Annotated in this window: 10 protein-coding genes; 5 read left to right on the top strand and 5 right to left on the bottom strand. The window is 65.0% G+C overall.

The features are described 5' to 3' along the window. Positions 1 to 36 precede the first annotated feature (36 nt). The gene (locus ACVWY3_RS09105) at positions 37 to 1,215 is read left to right on the top strand and encodes a GNAT family N-acetyltransferase (RefSeq protein ID WP_456838145.1); all 1,179 of its coding nucleotides are present in this window, start codon (positions 37 to 39) and stop codon (positions 1,213 to 1,215) included. 171 nt (positions 1,216 to 1,386) lie between these two features. Here the strand turns inward: ACVWY3_RS09105 and ACVWY3_RS09100 are convergent, their stop codons facing one another. Next, a complete protein-coding gene (locus ACVWY3_RS09100) occupies positions 1,387 to 3,663 on the bottom strand; it encodes a GumC family protein (protein WP_456838144.1) in 2,277 nt (758 codons plus the stop codon). A 200-nt stretch (positions 3,664 to 3,863) separates the two neighbouring features. On the opposite strand from ACVWY3_RS09100, the gene ACVWY3_RS09095 reads away from it, so the two are divergent. From ACVWY3_RS09095 to ACVWY3_RS09085, 3 genes are all read left to right on the top strand, one after another. Next, positions 3,864 to 4,997, top strand: coding sequence for a glycosyltransferase family 4 protein (locus tag ACVWY3_RS09095; protein ID WP_456838143.1), 1,134 nt, complete (start codon positions 3,864 to 3,866; stop codon positions 4,995 to 4,997). Between the two features lie 119 nt (positions 4,998 to 5,116). Further along, a complete protein-coding gene (locus tag ACVWY3_RS09090; protein WP_456838142.1) occupies positions 5,117 to 6,661 on the top strand; it encodes an undecaprenyl-phosphate glucose phosphotransferase in 1,545 nt (514 codons plus the stop codon). A 108-nt stretch (positions 6,662 to 6,769) separates the two neighbouring features. Next, the gene (locus tag ACVWY3_RS09085; protein WP_456838141.1) at positions 6,770 to 8,023 is read left to right on the top strand and encodes an O-antigen ligase family protein; all 1,254 of its coding nucleotides are present in this window, start codon (positions 6,770 to 6,772) and stop codon (positions 8,021 to 8,023) included. Here the strand turns inward: ACVWY3_RS09085 and ACVWY3_RS09080 are convergent. Continuing rightward, entirely contained in the window at positions 7,995 to 8,468 is a 474-nt protein-coding gene (locus ACVWY3_RS09080) for a MarR family transcriptional regulator (RefSeq protein WP_456843322.1), read from the bottom strand. The genes ACVWY3_RS09085 and ACVWY3_RS09080 overlap by 29 nt on opposite strands. 147 nt (positions 8,469 to 8,615) lie before the next feature. Between ACVWY3_RS09080 and ACVWY3_RS09075 the strand changes: the two genes are divergently transcribed. Beyond that, positions 8,616 to 9,812, top strand: coding sequence for an FAD-dependent oxidoreductase (locus tag ACVWY3_RS09075; protein ID WP_456838140.1), 1,197 nt, complete (start codon positions 8,616 to 8,618; stop codon positions 9,810 to 9,812). Positions 9,813 to 9,970: 158 nt separating this feature from the next. Here the strand turns inward: ACVWY3_RS09075 and ACVWY3_RS09070 are convergent, their stop codons facing one another. The 3 genes from ACVWY3_RS09070 to ACVWY3_RS09060 are packed head-to-tail and all read right to left on the bottom strand — an operon-like array spanning position 9,971 to position 12,769. Further along, positions 9,971 to 11,149, bottom strand: coding sequence for a saccharopine dehydrogenase family protein (locus ACVWY3_RS09070; RefSeq protein ID WP_456838139.1), 1,179 nt, complete (start codon positions 11,147 to 11,149; stop codon positions 9,971 to 9,973). Between the two features lie 9 nt (positions 11,150 to 11,158). Next, complete coding sequence (locus ACVWY3_RS09065; protein ID WP_456838138.1) at positions 11,159 to 11,941, bottom strand: DUF169 domain-containing protein; 783 nt, start codon at positions 11,939 to 11,941, stop codon at positions 11,159 to 11,161. A gap of 60 nt (positions 11,942 to 12,001) precedes the next feature. Beyond that, positions 12,002 to 12,769 carry a YdcF family protein gene (locus tag ACVWY3_RS09060; RefSeq protein ID WP_456843321.1) on the bottom strand — a complete coding sequence of 256 codons (768 nt, stop codon included), beginning with the start codon at positions 12,767 to 12,769 and terminating at the stop codon, positions 12,002 to 12,004. Positions 12,770 to 12,937 lie beyond the last annotated feature (168 nt).

Genomic DNA, 12,937 nt, shown 5'->3' with positions numbered 1-12,937 from the left:
ATTACGCATTTTTTCGTTTCTCGACAGGTTTCGCGAATGACCATGGCTGCGGCGATGCAAAGCCGGACGGCAGGATCGCCAGCGCGGTCGAAAGCGAGCCGTATCGCGCATGTCGACATCGTCACCGATCTTGCCGAGGCCGAGGCAACCTGGCGCGCATTCGAAGAGCCCGGCCACCTCTTCACGCCCTACCAGCGCTTCGACCTGCTGGGCCCGTGGCAGCGCCTGGCCGGCGGCGAAGGCTCGCGCCCCTTCATCGTCATTGCCCGCGACGCCGAGCGCCAACCGCTTCTGCTGTTGCCGCTCTCGCTGCGTCAGGGTCACGGCGTGCGCACGGCCTGTTTCATGGGCGGCAAGCATACGACGTTCAACATGGGCCTGTGGAACGCCGAATTTGCCGCGCAAGCCACCATCGCCGAAGTCGACGCATTGCTTGCGCCGCTGCGCGAGCATGTCGACGTGCTTTCGCTGACGCAGCAGCCGCTGCGCTGGAACGACCAGCAGAACCCGTTTGCGGCTCTGCCGCGGCAGACCGCAATCAATGGCTGCCCGCTACTGGTGATGGAGCCGGGTGGCCCACCCGCATCGCGGATCAGCAACTCCCTCCGCCGCCGCCTCAAGAGCAAGGAGAAGAAGCTCCAGGCGCTTGCCGGCTATCGCTATCATCTCGCCACCACGGATGCGGACGTCACCCGCCTGCTCGACTGGTTCTTCCGCGTCAAGCCGGCGCGGATGGCGGAGCAGAAGCTGCCGAACGTGTTCGCCGAGCCCGGCGTCGAAGCGTTCATCCGCAGCGCGTGCCTCGCCCCGCGCGGCGACGGCCGCGCCATCGAGATCCACGCGCTCGAATGCGACGACGAGGTGATCGCGATCTTCGCCGGCGTCGGCGACGGTCAGCGGTTCTCGATGATGTTCAACACCTACACCATGTCCGAGCACGCCCGCTACAGCCCCGGGCTGATCCTGATGCGCTACATCATCGACCGCTACGGCGAGCGCGGCTACCGCTCGCTCGATCTTGGCATCGGCTCGGACGATTACAAGCGGATGTTCTGCAAGGATGATGACGACATCTTCGACAGCTTCATCCCGCTGACCTCGCGCGGCAAGCTCGCGGCGATGGCGATGTCCTCGCTCAGCCACGGCAAGCGACTGGTGAAGCAGAACCAGATGCTGTTCGATTTGGCGCGCCGGGTGCGCCAGGCATTCGGGTAGAACGCTACGACCTCAAATATGGTGGGCAAAGCGAGTTGTCCGCCATAGCTCCGAGAGTGAGGACGGAAGCGTCCTCACCAGCTGCGTTTCAATCGGAAGATGGTGGGCATGGCGCGGTGCGCCTTTGCTCACCCTACGATTCAAATTTCGCGGAGAGATAGCCCTCGCCCGTCACGCCGCCACGACACGTGGCGCTTCCGGTGCATTGGAAGGCCGCACCGGCCTAGTCAGCATCGTCACCTCGCTGAAGCCGACGCCCCTCAGTTGCTCGCACATCAGCGCACGGGCATCCTGCGCCATCGCGGCATCCGGCACCACGACAGCGCGGGCATGCGTCGTCAGCAGTTCTGCTGGGAGATCCGAAGCGCTGCCGGCGTCGAGCAGCACATGGTCATAAGCACGGAGCAGCGCGTCGACCGCGAGCGTCACCCGCGGCGATTGCAGCAGGCTGCGATCGAAGCCGGGACGACCGGCCATGACCAGGTGCAGCCGCGAGAGCTTGTCGCGGGTGATGACCTGCGCGAACGAGGCTTCGCCCTGCATCAGCTCGGCAAGGCCAGGCGCTGTGGTGTCGACGGATACGGCGGCGATGGTCAGCGACGACCCGGCAAGGTCGACCATGACGACGCGCGCCTCGCGCGCCAGATGCCGGGCGAGCGTCAGCGTCGACAGCGTGATGGCCTCGCCCGGCGCAGTGCCAAGCACCGTAATCTTCTTGGCCGCTCCGCCAGCGGCACGCAGACGGTCCGCCAGGTGTTCGATCTCGGCGAACTCGCTGATATCGGCATCGGCCGTCATCTCCGGCTGGAGCGGCGCCGGCTCCGCCATCACTGGATCGACGAGCGGTTCGATGACCGGCTCGACGACCCGCTCCTGGCGCACCGGCGCCGGTGCCGGGACGATCGCCGCCACCGCGCGGGGCGCGGTCTGGCGCAGCAGCTCGCCGGTGACGACGACGCCGGACGAGAGCAGCAAGGTCGCGATCGTCGCGATCAGCACGATCGGCAGCTTCTTCGGATAGGCCGGCGTGTTCGAGACGATGGCACGCGAGATGATGCGGCCGTCGGTCGGCGCGGTGTCGATGGTCTCGCGGGTATTGGCCTCGCGGTATTTGGCGAGATAGGTCTCGAGCAGGTCGCGCTGCGCCTTGGCTTCGCGCTCGAGTGCGCGCAGCTGCACGTCCTGACCGTTGGTCGAGGTCGCCTGCTTCTTGAGCTGCTCGAGACTCGCCAACAATTCCTGCACCCGGCCGCTGGCCAAGCGCGCGTCGTTTTCCAGCGAACGGGCGATCTTGGCAGCCTCGTCGCGGATCTGGTTGTCGAGATCGGCAAGCTGCGCCTTCAACTCCTTGATGCGCGGATGATTGCCGAGCAGCGTCGAGGATTGCTCGGCCAATTGCGCCCGCAGGGCTACGCGCTGCTGGGATGGCCCGCGAATCGATTCCGAGTTCAGCACCTCGGAGGCCTCGATCGGCTTGCCGCTCTGGAGCATCTCGCGGATCAGGCGCGCCTTGGCTTCGGCATCGGCCTTCAACGCGCGCGCGTTGTTGAGCTGGGTGTTGACCTCGCCCATCTGCTGGTTCGACAGTGTGGTGTTGTTGGTACCGACGAACAGGCTCGACTTGGAGCGGAAATCCTCGACCTTGGCTTCCGCCTCGGAGACGTTTCGCCTGAGCTCGTCGATCCTGCTGGCGTACCACTGGCTCGCGTTCTTGGCTTGATCCTGGCGCGCATCCTGCTGGAGCACCAGATAGCCATCGGCGATCGAATTGGCGACGCGCGCGGCAAGGTCCGGATCGGCGGACTGGAATTCGACCACGATCACGCGAGACTTGTCGACGGCGTAGGCCTGGAGGCGCTCGTAATAGGCATCCAACACGCGCTCTTCCGGCGTCATCGAGAACGGATCGCGGCCGATGCCGACCAGCGCCGCGAGCGATTTCAGCGGCGAGACGCCTTGCAGCACCGGATCGAATTCGGGCCGCTCGGCAAGCTTGTTCTTCTTGATAATCTCGCGCGCGAGATCGCGCGACAGCACAAGCTGCACCTGGCTGGTGACGGCTTCGGCGTCCAGCGCCTGCCGCTCCTCGGTGCGGTCGCTGTTCGGCCGTAGGAACACGTTCTCGCGGCCGTCGATCAGAATGCGGGCCTCGGACTTGTAGCGCGGCGTGACGAGATTGACGGCGGCGATCGAGGCGACGAGCGCGAGCACCGTCGGCACGATGATCCAGCCGCGCTTGCGCGCCAGCGCCGCGCCAAGCGCGTGCAGGTCGATGTCACCGGATTCGACTGGCGCCTGCTTCGGGACGACGGGCGCAGGCTTTGCTTCGACCCTGGACGCAGGCTCTTCCACTGCAGCTTCGGCCGCCTTAGGTTCGGCCTTGGGCTTCGAAACGGCCCGCTCGATCACAGCCTTGTCCTTGCCGGCACGCCAGAACGCTAAACGCATCGAACACTCCCGCAGGGCAATGCTGCGACTCTACCTCAACCATGGGGATTACACTCCATTAAGGTTGCCGCTGGGTTAATCGCGCGGCGCAGCGGCTGGCAGCTTCGCGCTCGTCACCGTTTGTTAACCACGAGGGCTCTTAATCCGTCTCGATATTTCGAGAATTGTTCGAGCATCGGGTTCGCGCGCTGGTTCTGATCATGCCCCCCTCTCCCGACCGGCCGCTCCGCATCCTGCACGCCGTACGCGCGCCCGTCGGCGGCATCTTCCGTCATATCCTCGACCTCGCCAACGGCCAGGTCGACCGCGGCCATTATGTGGGCATCCTCGCCGATAGCCTCACCGGCGGCGAGCGCGCCGAGAAGGCACTTGCCGAGCTCGCCCCGCGGCTGAAGCTCGGCGTGCATCGCCTTGCGATCCGCCGCGAACCGTCGCCCGATGATTTTCTGGTGTGGCTGCGGATGCGCCGCCTGATCGCCGCCCTCAAGCCCGACGTCCTGCACGGTCACGGAGCCAAGGCCGGAGCCTTCGTCCGCATGCGGCGGCGCTCCGACGACACCATTCGCATCTATACCCCGCACGGCGGCTCGCTGCATTACCCTCTCCACACGTTCAAGGGCGAATTCTACGCGCGGCTGGAGCGCGCGCTGATGGATGCGACGGACTTGTTCCTGTTCGAGAGCGCCTTTGCCCGCAACACCTATCAGCGCATTGTCGGCACGCCCAAGGGCGTGGTGCACTGCGTCTTCAACGGCGTGACGCCGGAGGAGTTCGAGCCAATCGTCATTGCGGAGGACGCCACCGATCTCGCCTATGTCGGCGAGTTCAGGCGCATCAAGGGCGCGGATCTGCTGGTCGACGCGGTGGCGCGTCTGCACGCTGGCGGCAGAAAGGTCACGCTGACGCTCGGCGGCGATGGTGAGGAAACCGCGGCCTTGAAGGCGCAGGTCGAGAAGCTCGGCCTCGCCGGTGCCATCCGCTTCATCGGCCACGTCAAGGCGCGCTACGGCTTCTCCAAGGGCCGGCTGCTGGTGGTGCCCTCGCGCGGCGATTCCATGCCCTATGTCGTGATCGAGGCGGGAGCGGCCGGTATTCCGATGATCGCGGCCCGGGTCGGCGGCATCCCCGAGATCTTTGGTGCCGACAATCCGGCGCTGTTCGCGCCGAGCAACGCCGAAGCGATGGCGGAAGCAATTGCAGCCGCGCTGGACGATCCACAAGCAACCGCGCAGCGTGCATCCTCTTTGCGCGAGCGCATCTCCGCGCATTTCTCTCAGCAGGCGATGGTCGACGGCGTGCTCGCAGGCTATCGCGACGCATTTGCCAATCATTAACCATTGTTCGGCCCGCTTTAGAGAATCTTCCGATTTGTTCGATAATCGAAGCGCCAGGGGATGCTCACCCGGGGCGCAAGGTCGCTGCCCGCGGGTTTTTGGAATGGACGTGGACGCCCGTGGAACCGCTCAACGCACGCTCGATGCTCGATGCCGCGACCAGCGCCGCCGGCCCGGTTGACAAGCCCTTCGTCGAACGGCGCCGCCGGCTCTCGCCGGCCGCGCTCGAGGTCGTCAACCAGAAGGTCGCTCGCGCCTATTCGCCGATCGTGATCACAGGCTTCGTGCGCGCGGCGGACTTCACGCTGCTGAGCCTTGTCGGCGCCGGACTATATGTCGGCTATGTCATGCCGCTGTCCGGCTTCAGCTGGATCTATCCTGCGCAGATCGTTGCCGTCGCGATCGCCGCCGTGGTCTGCTTCCAGGCCGCCGACATGTACCAGGTGCAGCTGTTCCGCGGACATCTGCGGCAGATGACGCGGATGATCTCGTCCTGGTCGTTCGTCTTCCTGCTGTTCATCGGCGTCTCCTTCTTCGCCAAGATCGGCAGCGACACGTCGCGGCTCTGGCTTGCCGCCTTCTTCTTTCTCGGCCTCGCCGCGCTGATCGGCGGACGTCTCCTGCTGCGCTCGCTGGTGCGCAACTGGGCCCGTCAGGGCCGGCTCGACCGCCGCACCATCATCGTCGGCTCCGACCGCAACGGCGAGGAGCTGGTCGAGGCGCTGAAGGCGCAGGAAGATTCCGACATTCACGTGCTCGGCGTGTTCGACGACCGCAACGACAGCCGCGCGCTCGACACCTGCGCCGGCGCTCGCAAGCTCGGCAAGGTCGATGACATCGTCGAGTTCGCGCGCCGCACCCGCGTCGATCTCGTGCTGTTCGCGCTGCCGATCTCGGCGGAGACGCGCATCCTGGAAATGCTGAAGAAGCTCTGGGTGCTACCGGTCGATATCCGCCTCTCCGCCCATACCAACAAGCTTCGCTTCCGGCCCCGCTCCTATTCCTATCTCGGGGAGGTGCCGACGCTGGATGTGTTCGAGGCGCCGATCACCGACTGGGACCTGGTGATGAAATGGCTGTTCGACCGCGCCGTCGGCAGCCTTGCGCTGCTCGCGGCGCTGCCGGTGATGGGACTGGTGGCGCTGGCGGTGAAGCTCGACAGCCCCGGCCCCGTGCTGTTCCGCCAGAAGCGCTTCGGCTTCAACAACGAGCGCATCGACGTCTACAAGTTCCGCTCGATGTACCACCATCAGGCCGATCCGACCGCCTCGAAGGTCGTGACCAAGAACGACCCGCGGGTCACCCGCGTCGGCCGTTTCATCCGCAAGACCAGCCTCGACGAGCTGCCGCAGCTCTTCAACGTGGTGTTCTCCGGCAATCTCTCCCTGGTCGGGCCGCGCCCGCATGCGGTGCAGGGCAAGCTGCAGAGCCGCCTGTTCGACGAAGCCGTCGACGGCTATTTCGCCCGCCATCGCGTCAAGCCCGGCATCACCGGCTGGGCCCAGATCAACGGCTGGCGCGGCGAGATCGACAACGAAGAGAAGATCCAAAAGCGCGTCGAATTCGACCTCTACTACATCGAGAACTGGTCGGTGCTGTTCGACCTTTACATTCTGCTGAAGACGCCGATCTCGCTGCTGACCAAGAACGAGAACGCGTATTGAGTTGAGGTGCTCTGTCAAGTCCTGCGAAGGCGGGCATCCCGCCCGCTCAAGCCGGGTAATGACAGCTGTGTTTGTGGCGTGCAAGTTGCGTAAGCGTATGAGCGTGTAATGGCGTATGCGGCGACAGCCGGGGGAGTGAAATTGGCCGCACCGGCTGCGCCCGGCGTGCTGGCGCTCCAGCGCGCGCTGGTGTGGCTGGTCGGCGCCTTCGGCGCTATCGTCTTCATCGAGCCGAGCCCCTACGAGATCGCGACGCTGCTTGCCACCGTGACCTTCTTCGCCACCGGCCTGCGGCTGAAGCTCGTGCTGATGCCGCTGGTGCTGATGCTGGTCCTGCTCAATGTCGGCTACACCATCAGCGCAATCCCGCTGTTCGAGCAGAGCGAGGTCGTGAGCTGGATCGCGACGTCCTGGTACATGGCGGTCACCGTGCTGTTCTTTGCGATGGTCACTTCAGAGGATACCGCGGCCCGCCTCGACATGCTGCGGCGCGGCCTCGTTGTCGGCGCGATGGTTGCCTCGCTCGCGGCGATCGCCGGCTATTTCCACCTGATTCCCGGCGGCGACGATCTCCTCACCCTCTACGGACGCGCGCGCGGCACGTTCAAGGATCCGAACGTGCTCGGCGCCTTCCTGATCCTGCCGGCGCTGTTCGCGCTCCAGAGCGTGGTCTCCGACAAGCTGGCCAAGGCGTTCCGCAACGTCATCGCCTTCGGCATCATGTCGCTGGCGATCCTGCTCGCCTTTTCCCGCGCCGCCTGGGGCGGGCTGGTGCTGACCTCCGCCTTCATGCTGGCGCTGATGGTCCTGACCAGCCGCACCAACGCGCAGCGCTCGCGCATCATCATCATGGCGATCGTCGCGGCGGTGCTGGGCCTCGCGCTGATTGCCGTGCTCTTGTCATTCGACTCCATTGCCGAGATGTTCAAGCAGCGCGCCAGCTTCGACCAGAGCTATGACGAAGGCCGCTTCGGCCGGTTCGGCCGGCACATCCTCGGCGCGGAGATGGCACTGGACCTGCCGCTCGGCATCGGTCCGCTGCAATTCCACCGCTTCTTTCCCGAGGACACCCACAATTCCTATCTCAACGCCTTCATGTCGGGCGGCTGGCTCTCCGGCGTGTGCTATCCCGCGCTGGTCTTCACCACCGTCATCGTGGGCTTCCGCCACGTCTTCGTTCGCGTACCCTGGCAGCGCGCTTATCTTGCGATCTTCTCCGCCTTCGTCGGTACCGTCGGCGAGAGCTTCGTAATCGACACCGACCACTGGCGGCATTTCTGGATGATGCTCGGCGCGATGTGGGGCATGATCGCCGCCGCGCAGGCCTACAAGACTACGGACGAGGACGCTTCTTCAGCTTGAGCTCGGGCCGCTTTTCCGGTGGCGTGTCGAGCAGACCTTTCAATGCAGCGGTCGCCGCGAGCACGCCCTTGTAGCCCTCATTTGCAAAGCGAAGCAGTAGACGCAGCTCCTCGTCGGAATAGGCGCTGAAGACTTTCTCCATGGCCTGCTGCATCGGCACGTAGAGCTGGCCGATCGTCATGGCCTTCTCCGGCACGACCGAAATGAAGACCTTGCGCCGATCTTTCTCGTCGCGCTCGCGCCGCACGAGGCCAGCCTTCTCGAGTCGATCGACCACACCGGTGATCGCGCCCGTGGTCAGGCCGGTGACCTCGGCAAGCCGGCCCGCGGTGACGCGGCCCTCCAGATACAGAATGTCCATGCATTCGAGGTCGGAATTGGCAATTCCGGCAACGTTCGCAACGGTCTGGCCATAGAGCACGCCCTGCGCGGACGACCTGCGCATCGCCTCCTCAAGCTCCTGCAACAATGCCGCGCGCGCTTTCGTCCTTGACAAGGCCGCCCTCATATCTTAGTCAATATATATCTTAGTCCCTAAGAGATTTAGCGACCGTAATTTCTCCTAGCACCACGGAAACGTCGCGAGCAAGCCATGTCCTATCGTCCACGCAAGGCCCTCATCATCGGTGCCGGCATCGCCGGGCCCGTCACTGCCATCCTGCTCCGCCGCGCCGGTATCGAATCCGCCATCTACGAGGCCTGGCCCTATTCGAAAGGCATCGGCGGCGGGCTTCAGATCGCCCCGAATGGCATGCAAGTCATGGACGAGATCGGCCTTGCGGGCGAGCTGATCAGCCGCGGCTCGGTCGCGGAATCCTTCGACTTCTACTCGCAAGGCGGAGAGCGGCTCGGCTCGATCAATCGCGACATGGAACGGCGCTTCGGCCAACCGGCGGTCAATGTCTGCCGCGGCACGCTGAACGAGATGCTGATCGACAAGGCCTGGTGCTCTTGCGTCTCGCTCTATTTCGAGAAGCGCCTGATCAAGATCGAGGATCGCGGCGACCAGCCGATCATTGCCTATTTCGCCGATGGCACCACCGCCGAAGGCGACTTCCTGATCGGCGCCGACGGCGTGCATTCGATCACCCGGCGCCAGGTGGTGCCGGACGGACCGCAACCGTTCAACACCGGCCTGATCGGCTTTGGCGGCTTCGTGCCGCACGCCGTGCTCGATGGCCGGCCGATCGGCCGGCACGTCGAGACCACGTTCGGCCAGAGCGGCTTCTTCGGTTACGGCTATTGCAGCCCCGATCCGACCGACGGCGTAATGTGGTGGAGCACGCAGCCCGTTCACGGCATGGATGCGGCGATGTTCCGCGCGCTCGACCAGGCGACGCTGAAGCAGCATCTCCGCGACTTCCATCGCGGCTGGCACGATCCGATCCCCGAGATCATCGAAGCCGCGGACAACATCGTCGTCACCGACACGCTCGACGTCGCGACCCTGCCGACCTGGTCGCGCAAGCGCTCGCTGCTGATCGGCGATGCCGCGCATGCGACCAGCCCCCATGCAGGTCAAGGTGCCTCGCTCGCGCTCGAGGATGCGATGAGGCTCGCGCGCCTGATGCAGGACGGCCAGGAGCTCACCGCCACTTTCCAGGCCTTCGAGGCCGAGCGGCGCCCCCGCGCGGAGAAGATTGTCGCCATCGCCCGCCGCAACGGCAACAGCAAGCGCGAGTTCAGCGCCGCCGGCGCGTGGATCCGCAATCAGATGATGAAGTGGCTGCTGCCGCTGGGTGCGAAGGGCATGGATTTCATGTACGCGTATGACGCGCGGGCGATATAGCTCGTTTCTCTCCCTCTCCCCGGCCTTGCGGGGCGAGGGTTGGGTGAGGGGCTCTCTCCGCGAAAACGATGAGTGCTGAACTCGCGGACACTCCCCCTCACCTGCCACGCATTCCGCGTGTCGGCCTCCCCCCAAGCGGGAAGAGGCGAAGGGAGCGTCTATCCCTCCACCTCAAACCTCAGCCCGGCGTGATCGACCAGCCGCTTGATGAGCTTGTGCTGCATCGCTGCGCCCGGAGTCCAGAAGCCCGCGGCGACGTCCGTCGCATCGCGCAGCATGCAGATCGCGCATTCGGCGATCATCTTCGAGGTCGAGCCATAGCCGGGATCGCGGTCGCCGGTGACGCCGGCACGGACTTGACGGCCATCCGGTGCGATCGCGACATAGAGCAGATTGAAGAGACCCTTCTCCCGCTCTTCCTTCGACGGCCCCTCGCCGGGCTTCGGCGCGTTCGGGCCGGTCTTCTCGGCGTTGGCCGCCATCACGCGCTTCGCGTTGGCCTCGCCTTTCTCGCCCGGACCGGTCAGGACCATCTCGTCGTAGACGAAGTCCTGGCCGTAGGGGAACCCCATCAACATGTTGGAGCGGTGGACGTTGCGCGTGTTGATCAGCGCCATCATGAACGGCGCGGCCCAGGATTGCAGGTCTTCCTCGAGCACCGCCCTGTTGCCCTTCGGCTGTTTCGGACCGGTGAAGCCCGGCGTCAGCGCGAACGGATCGTTCAGGATCGCGACGAGGCTGATATCCTTTGCGACCGCATCGAAGGTCGCCTTCGCGCTCGCCGCCGTGCCGCCCGAGAGCGTACCGCGCATGTGGCGCACGCGCCCCTTCACGCGCGCGGCGGGTGCACCAAACACGCGCCTCGCCTCGTCCTGCACGAAGAACGTACCGAGCTCGAACGGCACGGAATCGAAGCCGCACGAGAACACGATGCGCGCGCCGCTCTTTTTCGCAGCCGCCTCGTACTTGTCGATCATTTGGCGCATCCAGACCGGCTCGCCGCAGAGATCGAAATAATCCGTACCGCCGGCAACGCAGGCCGCGAGCAGGTCCTCGCCATAGAATTGATACGGACCGACCGTCGTGATCACCGACCTCGTCCGTGCCACCATCGTCTTCAGCGAGGCGGCATCGGACGCATCGGCGACGAGCAGCGGCGTCTCCGCGGGCGCGCCGATCGCATCGCGCACCGACTTCAGCTTATCGAGGCTCCGGCCTGCCATCGCCCATTTGAGCTGCTTGTCGTCCTTGTAATGCGCCGCCAAATATTCGGCGACGAGCTGGCCGGTGAAGCCGGTTGCGCCGTACACGACGATGTCGAATTCTTGAGAGCTCATGGTCGTCCCTTACTTCTTCGCGTAACTCACGCCCATGCCGGCACGGACGTCGCTTTGAATACCATAGGGCGGGATTGGATAGCGCAGGCCGTTCTTGGCGAGCGCCTTCATGCCCTCGATCGCCTTGGCCAGATGTGTTGGCTTCAGCGCCATCAGCATCTCCTCGTCCGGCACGCCGCCATAGCGCCGTTCGGCATAGCATGGCAAGGACAGGCTGGGCTCGCCGGTCTTGAGCGCCCTGCCCCAGGAATCCGCGCAAGCGGTCTCGCCGACCACGCCCCATTCGAACTTCTTGTAGCCGGTATATTGCAGGCCGTTGATCAGGATGATCATCTGCCCGGGCGTCGCGTAGACGAGGCAGATGTCGGGCGGATCGAGCCGGCCGCTCTGGAGCGGACTGACCGCGAGCGCCTGATACTGTCCGAACGGCACGACGTCCAGCGCCTCCTGGCGCTTGCGCGCATCTTCCGCCGTGCCGTGCCAGACGCCGACATAGTTCTCGCCGGCGAGCCATTTTTCGTCCTGCGGCGCGAGGCCGATCACCGCGCGGCACTGCGCGCCGACCAGATCGTCGCCGGTGATGCCGACGGTCCAGCCCAGACGCGCGGCCATGCTGACGATCTGGTCGGTGGTATGGATCGCGTTCGGCCGCCGGATTTTCGGGATCGCCTCCATCTCGGCGGCTTGGGCGAACAGCTTCATGCCGATCACTGTCGTCTTCAGCCGCAACAGGCTGTTGAGATCGGCGACGAGGCCGGCAAGATCGATCCTGTCTGCGCTCTGCTGCTGCATGGCATCCTCCGGGCCGGCAATCGCGCGCCGGTGCTGTGTTCTTGTTTTGCAGCTCCCGTTCTAGTCCTTGCCCGGTCCCGGAAGCAACTCGGCGGTCCGTCCCGTGACGCGGTACGCCAAAAGGCCGATCCATTCGCGCATGGCGACATCGGTCTTGCTGAGGCCTTCCGCGCCGTTGCGGGTGAAGGCGAAAACCGCGTCGCGCCCGCCCATCCGCCAGTCGACGGGGTAGGCCTCGACGTCAAATCCGGTCTTGCGGAAGACCCCCATCGCGCGCGGCATGTGGAAGGCCGACGTGACCAGGAGCCAGCGCTCGCCCGGCCTCGGCATCACCAGCTGCTTCGTGAAGACCGCGTTCTCCCAGGTGTTGCGGGACTCGCGCTCGACGATCAGCCGCTCCTTCGCTATGCCGAGACTCTCCAGGATCGGCGCGGAGTAATCGGCTTCCCTGGGTCCGGTCGAGATCAGATTCGCCGAGCCTCCGGTGAAGACGACGCGTGCATTCGGATAACGGCGTGCCAGCTCGGCCGGCGCAAAGAAGCGATCGGCGGCGTGCGAGACCACTGGCGTGCGGTGCGCAGCCGACAAATCGGTATCGACGGAGCCGCCGAGCACGATGATGCCGTCCGGCGCGCTGCGTGAGGAGTCCCACGCCGGAAACCGCGATTCCAAGGGATACAGCAGCAGATTGCCGAGCGGCGAAAACGCAGACAGCGCCAGCAGGACCAGCGTAGCCACGGCCAGCTTGCGGCCGAGCGATGCAAAGCGCGTCATCATCAGCAGCAGAGACAGGATTCCGAGCTCGACCAGCAGATTGATCGGCAACAGCGCTGTGCCGAGCGTCTTGGAAAGAACGAAATACAGGGGAGCCTCGCTGGAATGATCATGCCGGACTTGACCGGCCCATCCTTCTTCAGAAAATCTTCTTGAAAGAGGATCGATCGCCGGGTCAAGCCCGGGCTTAGCAGGTTCTCATGACGAGCTCTGATGCAACCG

The sequence above is a fragment of the Bradyrhizobium sp. USDA 4486 genome (assembly GCF_054057995.1).
Note: the sequence above shows the minus strand (reverse complement) of the source record. Positions and strands in the feature narration are given on the sequence as shown.